The sequence below is a fragment of the Effusibacillus dendaii genome, assembly GCF_015097055.1.
GTDB classification, from domain to species: Bacteria; Bacillota; Bacilli; order Tumebacillales; family Effusibacillaceae; genus Effusibacillus; species Effusibacillus dendaii.
Genome location: NZ_AP023366.1, coordinates 2,340,593 through 2,358,394 on the forward strand (window position 1 = coordinate 2,340,593; position 17,802 = coordinate 2,358,394).

Sequence of the window (17,802 nt, forward strand, 5' to 3'; positions counted from 1 at the left end):
TTAATAAATCCGAATCGGTAAAATCAGATGGATATAATCCGGATTGTCTGGCAGCTTGATCAAGAACGGACTCATCGCTCCCGTAAATTCAATCAGGATTTTATCGCTTTCGATGACTCGCAATGCATCGATCAAATACTTGGCGTTGCAGGCAATCAACAGGTCCTCACCAGAAAAATCGTCCGCTGCAATGTTTTCCGTCACTTTTCCCACATCAGCCGAATTGGAGGAAATTTCAAACTGGTCCGCTTTTATATTCAAACGCACCACGTTGTTGTCGTTATCTCTCGCAATCAACGCTGCCCGTTCCACCGCATCAAGAAGAGACTTGGTCGCAACGTGCACGTGGGTCTTGAATGAGGCGGGAATGATCCGTGACGTGTCAGGATACTGCCCGTCTATCAACCGGGAATAAAATTTAGTCTGACCAAACCGGAATAAAATCTGGTTGTCTGCTATAACCACATCAACCAGACTGTCCTGATCAGGCAAAAGTCTGCTTAATTCGGATAAGCTTTTGCCGGGAATGATCACATTGTCGAATGCAAGATCGGCAGACGCTTCTACCCTTGCGTTTCTTTGCGCCAAACGATGGCTATCTGTTGCCACAAAACGCAATTCTCCCTGCTGCATAGACGCGACAACGCCTGTCAGTACAGGTCTGATTTCTTCGGTAGACACAGCCGGCACCGTTTGCCGAATCATTTCTTTCAGCACAAGAGAAGATGTGCTGAATATTTGATCTCCCGATACTTGCGGCAAGCGGGGAAATTCTTCTGCATGCAATCCATGCAGATTAAACTCAGAAGAACCGGAACGGATAATTGTCAAATAATTTTGTTTCACTTCCAATTCCACTTGCGAATGTGGAAGTTTACGAACGATTTCGAACAAGTAGCGAGCTGTTAGAACGATAGAACCTTCTTCCATAATTTGTACATGTTCTTGATCTTCTATGTGGGTTGGGATGTGTGTTTCAATTCCCGTTTCCAGATCGGTGGCTGTCATTTGCAGCCCTTCATGGGTTGCGGTTATTTTAATGCCGGATAAGACAGGAATTGTCGTTTTTGTAGAAACTGATCGTTGTACGTTTTGGATTGCAGAAAGAAGTATACCTCGTTCAATTAACAGCTTCACTTTATGTCCTCCTTAATCACACTTGTTTCCTCATGTGCTGTCATAAAACTTTTGCGCCGTTCATAATCATATTAATTTCTAAGTAAATTATTCATAGTAGTAATAAGGTCTGTGGATTTGTGGATAAACTCTGTGGATTCTTATTTTGTCTAATTTTGTCGATGTTGAAAGTATGTTGATAACTTCCCTTTATACTTTGATTTTCTCACGCAGCGATTCCACCGTTTGTCTTAGCGAATAGTTGTTTTCCAACTCCTTAGCGATTTTATCATGTGCGTGAATCACGGTTGTGTGATCCCGGCCGCCAAATTCATCGCCGATTTTGGGAAGTGAAAAATCGGTCAATTCTCTTGCCAAATACATGGCAATCTGTCTGGGAAAGGCAACTGCCTTCGTTCTTTTTTTGGCTTTAAAATCATCAATACGAAGGTCAAAATGTTCTCCGACAACTCTTTGGATGTCGCTGATCGTAATCATTTTCGGCCGTGAATCGGAAATGATATCTTTCAACGCTTCTTGCGCCAGGTTTGCGTTCAAGTCCTGGTTAATCAGCGAGGAATAAGCCACAACACGGATCAAGGCGCCTTCCAGTTCGCGGATGTTTGTATCGATCTTGTTGGCAATATACATAATTACATCATTCGGTATGCTTAAACCATCCGCTTTGGCTTTCTTTCGTAAGATCGCGACGCGCGTTTCCAGATCAGGGGGTTGAATATCTGTAATCAGTCCCCATTCGAATCGGGAACGGAGCCGATCCTCCAAGGTGGGGATATCTTTCGGCGGTCTGTCGCTTGATATGATGATTTGCTTGCTCTCTTCATGCAAGGTGTTAAACGTATGGAAAAATTCTTCCTGTGTCTGTTCTTTTCCCGCCAGGAACTGAATATCATCTATCAACAAAACATCGATGTTCCTGTATTTATTGCGAAAATCCTCCGTACGATTGTATTGAATCGCGTTAATAAACTCATTTGTAAACTTTTCAGAAGAAATGTAGAGAACTTTCATCGCCGGGTTATGTTCCGATACATAGTGGCCGATGGCATGCATCAAGTGGGTTTTTCCTAGACCGACTCCCCCATAAATAAAAAAAGGATTATATGCCCTGGAGGGAGCTTCCGCCACTGCCAGTGCGGCTGCGTGGGCAAACCGGTTACCCGACCCGATGACAAATGTTTCAAACTTGTATTTCGGATTAAGGGCCGAGGGAACAAATTCTTCCGACAGATCCGGTCGACGTACTGTTTCTTTTGCGAGAGGCTGTTCTTTGGAAATAAATTGTTCTGGCGCAATTTGCGGAATCACAAACTTAACCCGCATATTGGTCAAAGCAATTGAAGTTAGAGTTTCATTAATGATGTTCAAATACCTTGATTCCAACCAATCTCTTGAAAAGTCGTTCGGGACCGAGGCAACCAACGTATTCCCTTCAATGGAAACCGGTTTAATCACTTTAAACCAAGTTTCAATACTCGGCTGGGAAAGCGTGTGTTCCAAGAGGGAAAGCGTTTTTTGCCAAAGATCTTCCGCATGCCAATCCATAAAACAATTCCTACCTCCTAGCCAAGACGATTGTCCCAGAGTTACTCGACAAGAAAAAAAAAGCCACAATTACAAATCAATGTTTGTGGATAAAACTGATAGGAAATTTGTTGAAATTACGCGGTATAACTCAGAAACACGGCTCCAATGAGGATATGTGAATTCTTTCAATCCACCTAGAGGATAAGTATTCACAAGATTATCCACAAGGTGTGGACAAGTTTGTGTATAAAAGCAGGTTATCCACTGCAATTGTAAATTCATGATAACAAAATTTGTCGTAGAACTGCAATGATTTTTTAAAAGTTACCCACAGAACGGACATTGTTCCAAACAGAATGTCCGCAGGCCTGTGGATTGTGGATAGATGGTTGAAAAAATTGTCGAAATTTGTGGATATTCAGGGGAGGGCATCTGGAATTTACTCACATGTGTATAACCTTGACATTTGGCTTTGGACATGTCTATAATTACCTAGTATGTGGATGACGGAAAATCATTTGTTTCGTGAGAGATATGGTTTTTTGCTATAGGGGGTGTCAAGATGAGACCGACGTTTCAACCGAACGTTCGCAAGCGTAAGAAAGTTCACGGTTTCCGTAAACGTATGAGCACGAAAAACGGCCGTAAAGTATTGGCTGCTCGTCGCCGTAAAGGAAGAAAGGTATTGTCCGCATAAGGCCACAAATTTCGTTTGTGGTCTTTTTTTAACTGTTTAAAAGCTCGGTTTTTTTGTCATACTGAGAGGTAATTATGAATAAAATCCATAGACTGAAAGATAATCGCGATTTTAGCCGCGTTTTTCAACAAGGCAAGTCAGTTGCGAACCGGTACCTGGTTTTATATCATGCTCCTAACCAATTGGAACATTACCGGGTGGGTATTTCGGTGTCAAAAAAGATAGGTATTGCCGTGGTTCGAAATAAGGTCAAACGATATGTCAGGGAGGCTTTTCGAACGTCAGGCATCGATTCCTTTTTGTCAGTCGATTTTGTGATTATTGCCAGACAGCCTGCAGTCGATTTGGATTTCACCGATTTTTGTTGCCACCTCGCACACTTATTGCACAAAGCGGGATACATAAGAAAATGAAACGCTTGCCTATTTTGTTGATTCAATTTTATCGCAAATGGATTTCTCCTTTAAAACCTCCTTCTTGCCGTTTTTACCCAACTTGTTCCGAATATGCCGTTGAGGCGATCGAGAAGCACGGTTTGTTGCGAGGGGGATGGTTGACGTTGATCCGGATAGGAAAGTGTGCTCCATGGCATCCTGGTGGAATCGATTTGGTGCCGGAACGCAAACGCAGGGGTTCGAACTAGGAGGGGACTTTTTTGAAAAAACTTCGCAATTTTTCGCTTTTAATGTTAGTGGCTTTAGTTACGGCGGGGTGTGGCGCCAGGCCCATGGGTGAATTAAATCGTTCAAATATATGGGGGAAGTTTGTCGGTTTGATTTCAGACGCCCTCGATTATTTCGGTCACCTGCTAGGCGATTATGGCCTTTCGATTTTGGTCGTTACATTGATTGTACGAATTATTATTTTTCCATTGGTGTACAAGCAGTTGAAACACTCAAAGGTTATGCAGGAAATGCAGCCTGAAATGACGAAAATTCGTGAAAAGTATAAAGATGATCCGCAGCGAATGAATCAAGAAATGATGAAGTTGTTCCAGTCGAAAGGAACAAATCCGCTATCGGGTTGTCTGCCGATTTTGGTGCAAATGCCTATTTTGATTGGTCTTTATCAGGCAATCATGTATAACCATGATATTCAGAATGCGAGGTTTCTCGGTTTAGTTCCATTGGGACAGCCGGATCATACTTTTATTTTACCTGTGCTGGCTGCGCTTACCACATTCATTCAGACCCGAATGACAATGATGGATATAAATAACCCGCAGCAAAAGATGATGATGTATATTATGCCGGCCATGATTTTCTTCTTCAGTTTTTCTTTTCCGGCTGCTCTCGCGCTTTATTGGGCGTTCGGCAACATTTTGACCATTATTCAGTACTATTTCTTGAAACGACCGCAAGCGGCAGCCAAACAGGGGGGCGCCAATAAATGAAACGAGTTGTGACCACCGGTAAGACAGTGGAAGAAGCGATTCAGGTCGCTCTTGACAAGTTGGGGGTTTCTGAAGATCAGATTGATGTTCGTGTTCTGACGAAACCCTCGCGTGGTCTGTTTGGCTTGATCGGATCCCGTGAAGCGGAGATTGAGGCAGTTGTTAAAGAAGCTGAGCAGGCAATCGAAACGGCCGACTTAAAACCGGAAGTGTTTGACCCGTTGCCGGATGATCAAATCGTTGATGTATCTGTGGCGGTTGAAAGAGCCGAACAATTTTTGAATGATCTGGTCCGTTCCATGAATTTGAATGCGCAAATTACGGTTCGTCAGGATAAAGACGGGTTTTACCTTTTTGAAATTGAAGGAGGACAACTCGGCATCCTGATTGGGAAACGCGGTCAGACATTGGATGCTGTGCAGTATCTGGTCAATTTGGTGGCAAATAAACATTCGAAATCTTTTTTGCGAATTATATTGGATGCAGAAGGATACAGACAACGACGTAAGGAAACACTTGAACGTTTGGCGGACCGCCTGGCAAAGCAGGTGATTCGGGAGCGGAAAGAAATTGAATTGGAACCGATGCCTGCGCATGAACGAAAAGTCATTCATACCTATCTGCAGGGATATAAACAGGTTGGCACTCGCAGCGTCGGTGAGGAACCGAATCGCAAAGTGACAATTTTTCCAAAGTAGTCCGCAACCGTCTAAGATGACGGTTTTTTTTCTGAATGGGAAATGATTATGATAAAATAAAAGCTGTCTTTTTGAAAGTCAGTTGATTCTCTTGGGGGATTCCTATGCTAGAGTTTGATACGATAGCAGCAATTGCAACAGCGTTGGGGGAAGGCAGCATTGGTGTTATTCGAATTAGCGGTCCTGACGCGATCAAAGTAGCCGATACCGTTTTTCACTCCAGACAAAAACTGGCGGATGCTGCCTCTCATACGCTTCATTATGGTTATATTACCGTCCCCGAAACGGGTGAAAAGGTGGACGAAGTATTGGTTTCCCTGATGAGATCACCAAGGAGTTTTACAAGAGAAGATGTGGTTGAAATCAGTTGTCACGGCGGTATCATTGTAATTCAACGGGTTCTCCAGCTTGTACTCGGGGCCGGTGCTCGATTGGCTGAACCTGGCGAGTTTACAAAGCGGGCTTTTCTAAACGGACGGATTGATTTGTCACAAGCGGAAGCCATCATTGATCTGATCCGTTCAAAAACGGATTCTTCCATGAAAATTGCCTTTCGCCAGGTGGAGGGGTTTTTACGCAAAAAGATTGCCTCTTTGCGGCAAACCATGATTGAATTGATGGCACATATAGAAGTCACAATCGATTATCCTGAACATGATGTAGAAGATGTTGCGATTCGGCAAATTATCCGACAGGGCAACGAGATGCGAAACGAGATCCGGTCTCTTTTGCAGGGGTCACGAACCGGGCGGATTTACCGGGAAGGAATTCGCACTGTGATTATTGGAAAACCGAACGTGGGGAAATCGTCACTTTTAAATTTGCTGTCCCGTACAGATCGGGCGATTGTTACGGATATCCCGGGAACCACGCGTGATATTTTGGAAGAACAGATCAGCATCCGGGGCATCCCGATCCAGATCATCGATACGGCCGGTATTCGGGAGACAGAAGATGTGGTGGAACGAATCGGCGTGGAACGAAGCCGAGGCGCTTTAGAAGAGGCGGATCTCATTCTTTTCATGTTGGACGCCAGCCGTCCGCTTGATGACACAGACCGCGAATTGCTGACCTATACGGCGAATAAACCAACCGTTATTATATTGAACAAATTGGATTTGCCTCGACGAATGAATCTTGATGAAATCCGGCACATCGCTTCTTCCGGAATATTTGTTGAGATGTCTGTCAAAGAAACGAGTGGTTTGGAAAAGCTTGAACAGCAAGTGGAAAGTTTGTTTTTGAGCGGTTCGATTGAGGGAAAAGAGGCTGCTTATGTATCGAATGTCCGTCATATTTCGCTGTTGGAAAAAGCGGACCGTCAGCTTAAGGATGCAATTGAATCGGCGGAGGCCGGGATGACACTCGATCTTGTAGCGGTTGATATTCGGGAAGCGTGGGAAACTTTAGGCGAGATTATTGGGGAAACGGCGGGGGAAGATCTGTTGGACCAGATTTTTTCCCAATTCTGTTTGGGTAAGTAATCAGGAACGGGGGTGTCTGTGATGAGGTATTTTGCTGGAGAGTATCAGGTAATTGTAATTGGTGCCGGTCATGCCGGATGTGAGGCCGCATTGGCAGCCGCGCGGATAGGATGTAAAACGCTTTTGCTAAATATCAGTCTGGATACGGTGGCTTATATGCCCTGCAATCCGTCGGTTGGCGGTCCGGCAAAAGGGAATGTGGTTCGTGAAATTGATGCCCTTGGCGGGGAAATGGCAGCGAATATTGACAAAACGTATATTCAGATGCGGCTTTTGAACACAGGGAAAGGGCCTGCTGTACACGCATTGCGTGCGCAAGCGGACAAAGCGCTGTATAGTTTGACCATGAAAGAAACAATTGAACATACTCCCAATCTGACATTGCGCCAGGCGATGGTGGAAGAGTTGTTGGTTGAAAACGGACGTATCAAGGGCGTTGTAACCCGTACAGGCGCGGAGTATCATGCGCAGGCTGTTGTGTTGACGACTGGGACTTATTTAAGAGGCCGCGTCATTATTGGCGATGTTTCTTATCAAAGTGGTCCGAACGGTCAAATGCCCTCCTTGAAATTAACCGATTCTTTACTGGATTTGGGTTTTGAATTAACCCGCTTTAAGACGGGAACCCCGCCGCGCATTAACAAAAACTCGATCAACTTTGATAAATGTGTCGTACAGCCGGGTGATCCGGAACCGCTGCATTTTTCTTTTTCGGATGATGTGGCGCCGCGTGAACAGGTCCCGTGTTGGTTGACCTATACAAATGAATCCACTCATTCGATCATTATGGAAAATCTTCACCGGGCACCGATGTATTCCGGCGATATTAAAGGAACGGGCCCCCGCTATTGTCCTTCTATCGAAGATAAGGTGGTTCGGTTTGCGGATCGACCTGCCCATCAGATTTTCTTGGAACCGGAAGGAAAGAAAACGGCAGAATGGTACGTTCAGGGGTTCTCTACCTCCTTGCCGGAAGATGTACAGTTTCAGATGCTTCGAACGATTCCCGGGCTGGAGAATGTGGAAATGATGCGGCCCGGTTATGCGATCGAGTATGATGCGATTTTGCCAACGCAATTGAAGCTTACGCTTGAATCAAAAGCGATCAGTGGGTTGTATACAGCCGGACAAATTAACGGTACGTCCGGATATGAAGAAGCGGCAGGACAGGGGATTATGGCGGGAATTAATGCGGCTTTGGGCGCCCTTGATCGTGAGCCTGTGATTTTGGGACGGGCGGACGCATACATTGGCGTCATGATCGATGATTTGGTTACGAAAGGAACAAACGAACCTTATCGGCTGTTAACCTCCAGGGCTGAATACCGTTTGATTCTGCGCAACGACAATGCTGATTTGCGTTTGATGGAGATCGGTCACCGCATAGGGTTGGTGTCCGATCGACGGTTTGAACGATTCCTGAGAAAGAAAGAGGGAATCCAAAACGAGATAAGCCGTTTGAAATCGATCCGGTTTAAAGCGGATGAGATCAACCTGTTTTTGATTCAAAAAGAGACCCATCCGCTCGATAAAGATCAAGCTGTCACATTGGACCAGCTGTTAAAGCGGCCGGAGATCGATTACAAATCGATCCAGGAAATTGCGCCAGCTCCGCAAACCGTGCATCCGGAAGTAGCGGAGCAGGTTGAAATCCAGATTAAATACGCAGGGTATATTGAGAAGCAAACACAGCAGATTGAACGGCAAAAGAAGCTGGAAGCGCGGCTGATTCCGGATCATATCGACTATCATGAGGTGCAGGGTTTGTCTTCTGAGGCAAAAGAAAAGTTGGCTAAAATACGACCTCGTTCAATTGGTCAAGCATCACGTATTTCGGGTGTAAATCCGGCGGATATTTCGATTTTGCTGGTCTGGCTGGAAAGTAAGATTAAAAGGAGCGCCGGCGCATGAGCCAACTGTTATTTGACCAATTTGCGAAAGAAATTCAATCTGAGATCGGTATAGAAGTGGGTAAGGGGGACCTTGCCCGCTTTGCACGTTATTACGAACTGTTGGTGGAATGGAATGAACGAATCAATCTGACCGCCATTACAGAGCAATCTGCTGTGTATTGGAAACACTTTTATGATTCGGTGACTTTGTTGACAGTACCGGAATTTGACCGTTCTGCCGATCTGCTGGATGTGGGGGCGGGGGCAGGCTTTCCGTCGGTGCCTCTACAGATTTTATGCCCGGATTTAAAAGTCACAGTGCTGGATTCGCTGCAGAAGCGGATTTCTTTTTTGCAGGAGTTGTTCAAAGAGCTGCATCTCCCGAATTTTTCCGCCGTCCACGGCCGGGCGGAGGATTATGGAAGGGATCCAAAATGGCGTGAATCGTTCCACCAGGTTACGGCTCGTGCGCTTGCCCGGTTACCGGTGTTGTTGGAGTTTTGTTTGCCGTTCGTCAAGACGGGGGGATATTTCTTTGCGATGAAAGGCCCGGACGGGGAAGCGGAATTGCAGGAATCAGCAAAAGCGTTGGAGACGTTGGGGGGGAAACTGCACAGTATTCGCACATTCGACATCTCTCAAATCGAGGGTAAACGCACTATCATTGCGATTAAAAAGATCCGTCCAACACCGAAAGCATATCCCCGCAAAGCGGGAACACCCGCGAAAAAACCAATTGTATAAGAAGGAACTTTAGATTGGTACCGCGAATAATTACCTGCAAACATAGAAAGTTTTCTCGGGAAATATCCTGTGGGGGAATGGCGATGAAAGATCAATTATCGAGGATTTTTGGCATTGCGGATAAGGAGCTGAGCGGAGCAGGGTCGGAAGAAGTGAAGCAGCTGCCGATCGATTCTATTCAACCGAATCGCTATCAGCCACGGTCCGTTTTTGATGATGAAAGAATTGACGAATTAAGTCAGACGATCCGGACACATGGTTTGATTCAACCCATTGTCGTTCGCCGCAACGGTTCGGGATATGAACTGATTGCAGGCGAGCGTCGTTGGCGTGCTGCCAAAAAATTGGGTCTTAACCAGATACCGGCGATTGTTAGAGAGCTAAGTGATGTTCAGGCAGCCTCTGTGGCGTTGATTGAAAATCTGCAACGTGAGGGCTTGTCGGCTATTGAAGAAGCTTACGCCTATCAAAAGCTGCAGGAGCTGCACGGGCTTACGCAGGAAAGCCTGGCACAACGTCTTGGCAAAGCACAGTCAACTGTTGCTAACAAACTTCGTTTGCTGAATTTGCCGGAAGAAGTACATCAAGCGCTTCTCACCAGGCAAATTACAGAACGTCACGCAAGAGCGATGTTGTCGCTTCCCACTGCTGAATTACAGCTAAAAGTACTGGCCGAAGTGATTGATAAACAGTGGAACGTGAAGCAGACAGAACTTCGGATTGAAAAGCTGCTTGAAATGGAAAATCCGAAAAAGAAAGCGCGCAAAGTTTCTTTTTCAAAAGATGTCCGATTGGCCCTGAATACGATTCGGCAATCGATGGATATGATTCGAAAAACAGGAATTTCATTGGAAACGGAAGAACATGATCATGCTGATTACTATCAAATTGTGATCCGCGTGCCAAAATAAGTTTTCTGATTAAATTTTACGGCTGTTGTTCCATCTGTTTTTAGGGATTGATTGCCGGGTAGGTTTAAAAATTCGAATGTCGTTTACCTGCGGCGGTTTCTTTTTTGTATTCTATCTTGTAAAATAAAATTTACGAGAATCATAGTCTAACGAGGTGAAGCTTCTTGGCGAGAATAATCGCAGTAGCAAATCAAAAAGGCGGAGTTGGGAAAACAACGACTGCCGTAAACCTCGGTGCATGCCTAGCCGCTTTGGGTAAACGCGCTCTTTTGATTGACATCGACCCGCAAGGAAATACGACAAGTGGGGTTGGGGTCAACAAAGCAGATGTAGAAAATTGCATCTACGATGTATTAATAAATGATGTAAGTGCGCAAGAAGCGATCCGCTCCACCGAAATAGAAAGTCTTCATATCATACCTGCAACGATTCAACTTGCAGGGGCTGAGATTGAACTGGTTCCGACCATCTCCCGTGAAGTGCGTCTTCGGAAAGCACTGCAGCCACTGAAAAGCAAATACGATTACATTATCATTGATTGCCCCCCATCTCTCGGTCTTTTGACAATAAATGCGTTGACCGCAGCAGATTCTGTTTTGATACCCATACAATGTGAATATTATGCTCTGGAAGGCTTAAGTCAATTACTTAATACGATTCGTCTTGTGCAGAAACATCTCAACACCAAATTGGAAATTGAAGGTGTTGTCTTAACTATGTTGGACGCAAGAACCAATCTGGGCATTCAGGTTATTGAAGATGTTAAGAAATATTTTCGTGAAAAGGTGTACCAGACGATTATTCCCCGCAATGTTCGGCTTAGTGAAGCGCCCAGTCATGGACAACCGATTATTTCTTATGATCCTCGTTCACGCGGCGCAGAAGTTTACATGGACTTGGCAAAGGAAGTGGCGGGTTGATGTCTAAACGTCTAGGCAAAGGACTGGAAGCGTTGCTGCCGCAGATTGGCGCAGATGATACGATTGTGCAGGCGAGTATTGATGATTTAAGGCCTAACCCGTATCAACCGCGCAAAGAGTTTAACCAGGAAAAATTGAATGAGTTAACGGAATCGATCAAACAACACGGCATTATACAACCTATCATTGTTCGGAAGAGCTTTCGCGGATATGAGATTGTGGCTGGGGAACGCAGATGGCGCGCTGCGAATCTGGCGGGGCTGACAGAAGTCCCTGTTGTTGTAAAAGAGTTTGATGACAGGCAAATGACTGAAATTGCTCTCATTGAAAATCTGCAGCGTGAAGATTTAAATCCGATGGAAGTAGCCGAAGCGTATCATAATATTATGGAGAAATTTGAGCTGACTCAGGAAGAGTTGGCTAAAAAGGTTGGACAAAGCCGATCGCATGTGGCTAATTTCCTCCGCTTGCTTAATCTCCCACCGGTAATTCGTGATCATGTTTCACGTGGAACAATCTCGATGGGCCATGCAAGAGCCGTGCTTGGATTGGAAAGCAACGAGCAGAAGATTGCTCTCGCTAAAAAAATTGTCGATCAAGATTTAAGTGTTCGTGTTGTAGAGCAGATGGTGAATCAACTAACGCAGAATGTTTCACGTGAAACAAAAAAGAAGAAACCGGAAGAAAATAAAGTGATTAAACAGTATGAAGAAAAGTTTCGAAGCAGTCTAGGAACATCAGTCAAAATTCATCCTGGCAAAAAACGGGGAAAAATTGAAATCGATTATTTCTCGCTGGAAGATTTGGAACGCATCCTAAACTTGATAGGTGAATAGAAGGTATAAAAAGCGGAGAGGGAAAACCTCTCCGTTCTATCTTGCACAATTGGAAAGTATAACGTAGAAGTGTACAATTGTATAAGTGCATGGGTCCCAACCGCAAGGCACGACTAGGCACCTTCGGTGCCCTAGCGTAACATAATACTGGTGAGTGAAAGTACTTGTCACTTCGGTGGGTGTAACTTTGGCCAGAGGCTTGGCGAAAGCGGATTTTTCAACAGCTTAGAAAGTATAAAATGTGATATTACATCACCATTTTTATACTTTCGGCTGTCGAAAAAGGGTTCCTTTAATAGGCGCCGCTTCATCGTTGAATATGCTTCGGTAGAAGCCTTTTTCATTACCTGTTAGGAAATTTATATATTTTGAATCAGTGGATCAGTGGGGGATAAAAAATGATCTATTTAGACAACGCGGCATCATCATGGCCAAAACCGCCACAGGTAGTAAAATCAATGGAAGAAGTGCTGCTGAATTATGCAGCCAATCCCGGGCGCAGCGGACATCAACTGGCAGCGAAAGCAGCAGAAAAAATTTTCGAAACGAGAGCGCGAATTGCAAAGTTGTTTCATGTTAAGAATCCGAACGATATTGTGTTTACACAAAATGCGACCGAATCAACAAACCTTGCACTGAAGGGGTTTCTTAAACCGGGAGACCATGTTCTTACGACAAGCTTGGAACACAATTCGATTCGACGACCGCTTGAATTTCTCAAGGCAAAAGGCGTTGAAGTTACATATCTAAACATCCATACAGGGAAAGACTTGCATGCTGATCTTTTGGAACAATCGTTTCGTGAGAATACCAAATTGGTTGCTGTGACACACGCCTCTAATGTGACAGGTACGATTCTGCCAATCGAGATGATTGGTGAAATAACCAGCAGGCATGGAATCAGACTGCTGGTAGACGCTTCGCAAACGGCAGGATTTTGTTCGATTGATGTGGATTCGATGAAGATTGACCTGCTTGCCTTTACCGGTCATAAAAGTTTATACGGGCCACAGGGAACAGGAGGACTTTATGTTCATCCTGAATTGGATCTCGTTCCTTTATTGCATGGTGGAACAGGCGGCTATTCAGAGTTAATTGATCAACCCCCAATTCGGCCGGAACGTTTTGAGAGCGGCACCCGTAACACGGTGGGAATTGCCGGATTGGGCGCAGGTGTCAATTTTATTGAGCAGACAGGGTTGCAACAAATTCAACAACATGAACAACAGTTGGCCAATTATTTGGTGGATGAATTGGCTGCGATTCCCTCGATCGCAGTGTATGGATGGGAGAAAAACGAATTTCAATGTCCGATCGTTTCGTTTGCTGTGGAAGGATTTGATGCGAACGAGATCGGGTTTATTCTTGATGCACATTATCAGATTGCAGTCCGGGCCGGGTTGCACTGTTCACCATTAGCCCATGACAGTCTGGGAACGAGTGAGCAGGGGGGGTTGGTGCGTGTAAGTTTTGGATATTTCAATTCGGAGGAGGATGTAAAAGAGTTGGTCCATGCATTAAAAGATATCATCAACTGAAAGGAAGTAAAGAATGGCGCTTTTGGGAACCTTAGTCAATGTTGCCGCTATTATCGTGGGATCATTTTTAGGAATGGTTTTTCGACGGATTCCGGAGCGGATGAAACAGACCATCTTGCAGGGGATGGGACTGGCTGTTTTTGTAATAGGAGCAAAGATGGCGTTTGAGGCAGGTAATGATCTGTTTTGGGTGATAATATCCTTGGTGGTCGGTGCTTTGCTGGGCGAGTGGATTGATATTGAAGGAAAGTTGGAGCAGATCGGTAAGTTTGCCGAGCGCAAAATGACTCGTCTTGGCGGAGGAAAAGTAGCAGAATCATTTGTCTTTGCTTCACTTCTTTATTGCGTGGGTGCAATGGCTGTTGTAGGTGCGTTGGAAAGCGGTTTAAACCAAAATCATTCGATCTTGTATACAAAATCCGTACTGGATGGGCTGTCTTCAATCATATTTACATCTACGATGGGTGTGGGGGTACTGCTTGCAGCGATTCCAGTTTTCGTTTATCAAGGGATTATTGCGATATCGGCGGAATGGGTAAAAACCGTTTTATCGGATCCAGTCGTTACGATGATGTCAGCAACTGGTGGAGTACTGATTATGGGCATAGCGATTCAGATACTGGATATCAAAAAAATTAACGTAGGAAATCTGCTGCCTGCTATTTTTGTTGCAGGAGCAATCAAATGGTTCATGTATAGATAGGTCCGGGGACCATAGAAGCAGCACAGCATAATATGATAAAATATCGTTGTTCGCGATGTTATACTGGGAAGGAGTCATTCCGAAATGTTGGATTACCGGCAATTGATTTTGGATAATCTTGAAACAATTGTACTCGTATTAGTTGGTCTCTTGGTGCTAGCACTTTTTTTCTTTATTATAAACACGGTTCGACTCAACCAACTTCACAAAAGATATCGCCAGTTGATGCGGGGTGTTGATAAATCCAACCTAGAGGAATTGATTTTTAAACAAATGGAGAAGTTGAAGGAATTGCAAACGAAAGTTGAGACAGTTCAAGGGGAACATTCACAAGTGCAGAAAGATATTGAAAAAAGTTTAGGGCCGGTGGGAATCGTACGATATAACGCATTTAACGATGTGGGAAGCGATTTGAGTTTTTCAATCGCACTGTTAAATCGAGAAAAAAACGGTTTTGTGCTAACAAGTTTGTTTGGCAGAGAAGATTCCAGGATTTTCGCTAAGCCGATTGAGAATGGGGATTCTTCCTATAAAATGACAGACGAAGAAAAAGAAGCGGTACAACGGGCCGTTCAAAACCTGGAGAGAAACAAATAAAAAGCGCCAAGCGGCGCTTTTTTTGAAACTGTAAGAATGTATAAAATTTCCTGAGGGGAAGTCTCTTGTGATTCAAGGGATTTCCCTTTCTTTGTTGAAGTAAAGAGTATGGATATTCAAGTGGAGACGAACGAGTTGAAACGAATATTCTTTGACGAACATCGACATGGGGAACGGTTTGCTGCCACACATGGGAAACGAATTCGTCCACAAGTAATCACGGAAGTGGAAAAGTTTCGTATTTGCGGAACCATGCATGGAGGGCTTGAACTGTAAACATTGATTCTGCCTAAAACTGACTGTATACTATCAATATGTACAGATTAGTAACGATAGGCGAAGCTTCAAAGGTGTTGGGAGTATCGATTACAACACTCCGGCGATGGGAAAAAGAAGGCCGTTTGCAACCGGATGAAATTACCCCCGGCGGCCATCGGCGATACGATCTTGTGAAACTGCGGCCTGAATTGTTCCGGCTTCAGCGCAGCGACAGAACAACCGTGGCCTATGCCAGAGTATCAAGCCACGATCAGAAAGAGGATTTGGAGCGACAGAAACAAGTCCTTGAAATGTACTGCGCTTCGCAAGGGTGGACGTTTGAAGTGGTTTCTGACCTTGGATCGGGAATGAACTACCACAAAAAAGGTTTGAAACGCCTCTTACACGCCATCTTGCAGGACGAAGTAGGCAGACTGGTCATCACACACAAAGATCGCCTCCTTCGTTTTGGTGCGGAGCTGGTCTTCGCCATTTGTGAGGCGAAAGAGGTGGAAGTGGTGATTCTCAACCAGGGCGAAGACACTACGTTTGAAGAAGATCTTGCCAAGGATGTTTTGGAGATTATCACGGTGTTTTCTGCACGGCTCTACGGTTCGCGTTCACGCAAGAACCAGAAGCTCATAGAAGGGATGAAGCGGGTGGTTGAGGATGCTGAGAAGCCATAAGATTGCGCTTCAACCGAATAACAAGCAGTCCACCTACTTCGCAAAAGCGTGTGGTGTGGCTCGCTTTGCCTTCAATTGGGGCTTGGCAGAATGGAAGCGACAGTATGAAGCAGGTGAAAAGCCGACAGAAGCGTCACTTCGCCGTCAACTGAACTTGATTAAAAGAGATCAGTTTCCGTGGATGCTCGAAGTGACGAAAAACGCCCCGCAAATGGCAATCATCCATTTGGGGCAGGCGTTCAAGAACTTTTTTTCTGGTCGCGCGAAGTATCCCACATTCAAAAAGAAAGGCGTCCATGACAGTTTTACGTTGACCAACGATCAGTTTGCGGTCAGTGGCAAGCGAATCCGCATCCCGAATCTTGGTTGGGTACGGATGCGGGAAGCGTTGAGGTTTTCCGGCAAAATCATGTCCGCCACCATTTCGCGTAAGGCGGGCAAGTGGTTTGTCAGTATTACGGTAGACACCGAAGACGTACCGCCGATGAGCGAAAGCCAAGCCATCGTCGGTGTGGATTTGGGAATCAATCGTCTTGCCACCTTGTCGGACGGGACGATGGTGACAGGCGCGAAGCCGCATAAGACTCTTTTGAAACGGTTGCGCCGTCTGTCCCGCTCTCTATCGCGTAAGCAAAAAGGTTCAAAGAACAGAGCGAAGGCGAAACAGAAATTAGCGAAGCTCCACGTGCGGATCGCCAACATTCGCCATGATGAGTTGCACAAGCTGACGACCAACCTGGCGAGCCAATATGGCGTGATCGTGATCGAGGACCTAAACGTCAAAGGTATGATGACGAATCATCGCTTGGCGCGAGCGGTTGGCGACATGGGTTTTCATGAATTTCGCAGGCAGTTGGAGTATAAGACGGCGATGCGAGGCGGACGGGTGATTGTCGCAGACAGGTGGTTTGCATCGAGCAAGGCATGCTCAGATTGTGGCACAAAGGAAGAGGACATGCCACTGTCGATACGCGAGTGGACATGCCCTGAGTGCGGAACCCATCATGATCGAGACTTGAATGCTGCAAGGAATCTGATGAAATTGGCCGTGAGTTCCACGGCGACAGCCTGTGGAGAGAGCGTAAGACCTGCTAACACAGGGGCAGCCTCAACGAAGCAGGAATTCAACGTCAAAGCTACCTATGTGTAGATTTGAGTAAGTTTGGAGGAACGGTTCAAGCTGTTTGCCTGTGAAGGGTGCGGACATATGAAATTTGTGCCGTACCGGTGTAAGGGCGCTTTTGTACGACGTACTCCAACGGGGAAACGGAAGAGTGGAGCAAGGTGATGGAGCAGGAGTTGCCTACGGTTCCCCAGCGCCATGTTGTATTCACCATGGATGAGCGACTGTGGTCCTTGTTTTGTCTCAAAAGAGAGATGCTAAAAGCATTCATGGATGAAGCAGCCAAACTTCTGCAAGATTGGTTTTTGGATCGTTACAAGGTGACCATTGGAATTGTGATGGGACTGCATACCTTTGAACCCAAGAGAGAGAAAGAAATACCGAAAGTTACTGAATGAGGCCTATCGAGAAAATCCGGATGGGTTTTATGTGCATGCGCCCAAGGCGTTCGAAAAAATGTGGATGGAACGGATCGAGGCGTGGTGGGAACGGACGAAAACGTGATTGCAGAAGCTAGCGAGGGAGAAGCGGGTAACGGTTCGGTGGAGAGAGAAAATGTTCTTGAGTTGGGGGGCCGATCCGTTGGCATGCCCAAAATCTAAACAAGAGTATTTAGAGTATAAGGGAGAAGTGTGTATTCAAGACGGAAGGTTAAAGG

20 protein-coding genes and 1 pseudogene are annotated in these 17,802 nt (G+C 45.4%); 19 read left to right on the forward strand and 2 right to left on the reverse strand.

The features are described 5' to 3' along the window. Nucleotides 1-1,137, reverse strand: a complete 1,137-nt coding sequence (dnaN, locus tag skT53_RS12640) for a DNA polymerase III subunit beta (protein ID WP_200757483.1) — start codon at nucleotides 1,135-1,137, stop codon at nucleotides 1-3. A 189-nt stretch (nucleotides 1,138-1,326) separates the two neighbouring features. Next, nucleotides 1,327-2,682 carry a chromosomal replication initiator protein DnaA gene (gene dnaA / locus skT53_RS12645; RefSeq protein WP_200757485.1) on the reverse strand — a complete coding sequence of 452 codons (1,356 nt, stop codon included), beginning with the start codon at nucleotides 2,680-2,682 and terminating at the stop codon, nucleotides 1,327-1,329. A gap of 544 nt (nucleotides 2,683-3,226) precedes the next feature. Between dnaA and rpmH the strand changes: the two genes are divergently transcribed. From rpmH to skT53_RS12740, 19 genes and pseudogenes are all read left to right on the forward strand, one after another. Beyond that, nucleotides 3,227-3,361 (forward strand): 50S ribosomal protein L34, encoded by a 135-nt coding sequence (gene rpmH, locus skT53_RS12650; protein ID WP_200757487.1) that lies wholly within the window; start codon nucleotides 3,227-3,229, stop codon nucleotides 3,359-3,361. Nucleotides 3,362-3,435: 74 nt separating this feature from the next. Next, on the forward strand, nucleotides 3,436-3,774 hold the full coding sequence (rnpA, locus tag skT53_RS12655; protein ID WP_200757489.1) for a ribonuclease P protein component: 339 nt from the start codon (nucleotides 3,436-3,438) through the stop codon (nucleotides 3,772-3,774). Then, complete coding sequence (gene yidD, locus skT53_RS12660; RefSeq protein WP_200757491.1) at nucleotides 3,771-4,004, forward strand: membrane protein insertion efficiency factor YidD; 234 nt, start codon at nucleotides 3,771-3,773, stop codon at nucleotides 4,002-4,004. Before rnpA ends, yidD begins: the two co-directional genes overlap by 4 nt. A 12-nt stretch (nucleotides 4,005-4,016) precedes the next feature. Further along, complete coding sequence (locus tag skT53_RS12665) at nucleotides 4,017-4,754, forward strand: YidC/Oxa1 family membrane protein insertase (RefSeq protein WP_226375206.1); 738 nt, start codon at nucleotides 4,017-4,019, stop codon at nucleotides 4,752-4,754. After that, on the forward strand, nucleotides 4,751-5,452 hold the full coding sequence (gene jag / locus skT53_RS12670) for an RNA-binding cell elongation regulator Jag/EloR (protein ID WP_200757493.1): 702 nt from the start codon (nucleotides 4,751-4,753) through the stop codon (nucleotides 5,450-5,452). The genes skT53_RS12665 and jag overlap by 4 nt, the downstream gene beginning before the upstream one ends. Before the next feature lie 104 nt (nucleotides 5,453-5,556). After that, nucleotides 5,557-6,936, forward strand: a complete 1,380-nt coding sequence (gene mnmE / locus skT53_RS12675; RefSeq protein ID WP_200757495.1) for a tRNA uridine-5-carboxymethylaminomethyl(34) synthesis GTPase MnmE — start codon at nucleotides 5,557-5,559, stop codon at nucleotides 6,934-6,936. A 21-nt stretch (nucleotides 6,937-6,957) separates the two neighbouring features. Next, nucleotides 6,958-8,847 (forward strand): tRNA uridine-5-carboxymethylaminomethyl(34) synthesis enzyme MnmG, encoded by a 1,890-nt coding sequence (mnmG, locus tag skT53_RS12680; protein ID WP_200757497.1) that lies wholly within the window; start codon nucleotides 6,958-6,960, stop codon nucleotides 8,845-8,847. Beyond that, nucleotides 8,844-9,572 carry a 16S rRNA (guanine(527)-N(7))-methyltransferase RsmG gene (gene rsmG / locus skT53_RS12685; protein ID WP_404828862.1) on the forward strand — a complete coding sequence of 243 codons (729 nt, stop codon included), beginning with the start codon at nucleotides 8,844-8,846 and terminating at the stop codon, nucleotides 9,570-9,572. Before mnmG ends, rsmG begins: the two co-directional genes overlap by 4 nt. A 77-nt stretch (nucleotides 9,573-9,649) precedes the next feature. Further along, nucleotides 9,650-10,483, forward strand: a complete 834-nt coding sequence (noc, locus tag skT53_RS12690; protein ID WP_200757502.1) for a nucleoid occlusion protein — start codon at nucleotides 9,650-9,652, stop codon at nucleotides 10,481-10,483. Between the two features lie 164 nt (nucleotides 10,484-10,647). Beyond that, complete coding sequence (locus skT53_RS12695) at nucleotides 10,648-11,403, forward strand: ParA family protein (protein ID WP_200757504.1); 756 nt, start codon at nucleotides 10,648-10,650, stop codon at nucleotides 11,401-11,403. Continuing rightward, a complete protein-coding gene (locus skT53_RS12700) occupies nucleotides 11,403-12,239 on the forward strand; it encodes a ParB/RepB/Spo0J family partition protein (protein WP_200757506.1) in 837 nt (278 codons plus the stop codon). Before skT53_RS12695 ends, skT53_RS12700 begins: the two co-directional genes overlap by 1 nt. A gap of 398 nt (nucleotides 12,240-12,637) precedes the next feature. After that, on the forward strand, nucleotides 12,638-13,777 hold the full coding sequence (locus skT53_RS12705) for an aminotransferase class V-fold PLP-dependent enzyme (RefSeq protein WP_200757508.1): 1,140 nt from the start codon (nucleotides 12,638-12,640) through the stop codon (nucleotides 13,775-13,777). 13 nt (nucleotides 13,778-13,790) lie between these two features. After that, the gene (locus tag skT53_RS12710) at nucleotides 13,791-14,480 is read left to right on the forward strand and encodes a DUF554 domain-containing protein (RefSeq protein ID WP_200757510.1); all 690 of its coding nucleotides are present in this window, start codon (nucleotides 13,791-13,793) and stop codon (nucleotides 14,478-14,480) included. Nucleotides 14,481-14,564: 84 nt separating this feature from the next. Beyond that, nucleotides 14,565-15,077 carry a DUF4446 family protein gene (locus tag skT53_RS12715; RefSeq protein WP_200757512.1) on the forward strand — a complete coding sequence of 171 codons (513 nt, stop codon included), beginning with the start codon at nucleotides 14,565-14,567 and terminating at the stop codon, nucleotides 15,075-15,077. A 120-nt stretch (nucleotides 15,078-15,197) separates the two neighbouring features. After that, nucleotides 15,198-15,350, forward strand: a pseudogene (locus skT53_RS12720) (IS91 family transposase); the annotation flags it as partial. Between the two features lie 41 nt (nucleotides 15,351-15,391). Then, nucleotides 15,392-16,021 carry an IS607 family transposase gene (locus skT53_RS12725; RefSeq protein WP_200757516.1) on the forward strand — a complete coding sequence of 210 codons (630 nt, stop codon included), beginning with the start codon at nucleotides 15,392-15,394 and terminating at the stop codon, nucleotides 16,019-16,021. Continuing rightward, complete coding sequence (locus skT53_RS12730; RefSeq protein WP_226375207.1) at nucleotides 16,005-17,171, forward strand: RNA-guided endonuclease InsQ/TnpB family protein; 1,167 nt, start codon at nucleotides 16,005-16,007, stop codon at nucleotides 17,169-17,171. Before skT53_RS12725 ends, skT53_RS12730 begins: the two co-directional genes overlap by 17 nt. A 137-nt stretch (nucleotides 17,172-17,308) precedes the next feature. Next, on the forward strand, nucleotides 17,309-17,542 hold the full coding sequence (locus skT53_RS12735) for a hypothetical protein (RefSeq protein ID WP_200757518.1): 234 nt from the start codon (nucleotides 17,309-17,311) through the stop codon (nucleotides 17,540-17,542). A 60-nt stretch (nucleotides 17,543-17,602) separates the two neighbouring features. Then, complete coding sequence (locus skT53_RS12740) at nucleotides 17,603-17,746, forward strand: hypothetical protein (protein WP_200757520.1); 144 nt, start codon at nucleotides 17,603-17,605, stop codon at nucleotides 17,744-17,746. Nucleotides 17,747-17,802 lie beyond the last annotated feature (56 nt).

What these genes read in the sequence shown, in the direction of transcription:
- dnaA (WP_200757485.1), bottom strand. Translation starts at nt 2,682, where the DNA reads ATGGATTGGCATGCGGAAGATCTTTGGCAAAAAACGCTTTCCCTCTTG.
- rpmH (WP_200757487.1), top strand. Translation starts at nt 3,227, where the DNA reads ATGAGACCGACGTTTCAACCGAACGTTCGCAAGCGTAAGAAAGTTCAC.
- rnpA (WP_200757489.1), top strand. Translation starts at nt 3,436, where the DNA reads ATGAATAAAATCCATAGACTGAAAGATAATCGCGATTTTAGCCGCGTT.
- yidD (WP_200757491.1), top strand. Translation starts at nt 3,771, where the DNA reads ATGAAACGCTTGCCTATTTTGTTGATTCAATTTTATCGCAAATGGATT.
- jag (WP_200757493.1), top strand. Translation starts at nt 4,751, where the DNA reads ATGAAACGAGTTGTGACCACCGGTAAGACAGTGGAAGAAGCGATTCAG.
- mnmE (WP_200757495.1), top strand. Translation starts at nt 5,557, where the DNA reads ATGCTAGAGTTTGATACGATAGCAGCAATTGCAACAGCGTTGGGGGAA.
- mnmG (WP_200757497.1), top strand. Translation starts at nt 6,958, where the DNA reads ATGAGGTATTTTGCTGGAGAGTATCAGGTAATTGTAATTGGTGCCGGT.
- rsmG (WP_404828862.1), top strand. Translation starts at nt 8,844, where the DNA reads ATGAGCCAACTGTTATTTGACCAATTTGCGAAAGAAATTCAATCTGAG.
- noc (WP_200757502.1), top strand. Translation starts at nt 9,650, where the DNA reads ATGGCGATGAAAGATCAATTATCGAGGATTTTTGGCATTGCGGATAAG.
- skT53_RS12700 (WP_200757506.1), top strand. Translation starts at nt 11,403, where the DNA reads ATGTCTAAACGTCTAGGCAAAGGACTGGAAGCGTTGCTGCCGCAGATT.
- skT53_RS12705 (WP_200757508.1), top strand. Translation starts at nt 12,638, where the DNA reads ATGATCTATTTAGACAACGCGGCATCATCATGGCCAAAACCGCCACAG.
- skT53_RS12710 (WP_200757510.1), top strand. Translation starts at nt 13,791, where the DNA reads ATGGCGCTTTTGGGAACCTTAGTCAATGTTGCCGCTATTATCGTGGGA.
- skT53_RS12715 (WP_200757512.1), top strand. Translation starts at nt 14,565, where the DNA reads ATGTTGGATTACCGGCAATTGATTTTGGATAATCTTGAAACAATTGTA.
- skT53_RS12725 (WP_200757516.1), top strand. Translation starts at nt 15,392, where the DNA reads ATGTACAGATTAGTAACGATAGGCGAAGCTTCAAAGGTGTTGGGAGTA.
- skT53_RS12730 (WP_226375207.1), top strand. Translation starts at nt 16,005, where the DNA reads ATGCTGAGAAGCCATAAGATTGCGCTTCAACCGAATAACAAGCAGTCC.
- skT53_RS12735 (WP_200757518.1), top strand. Translation starts at nt 17,309, where the DNA reads ATGGAGCAGGAGTTGCCTACGGTTCCCCAGCGCCATGTTGTATTCACC.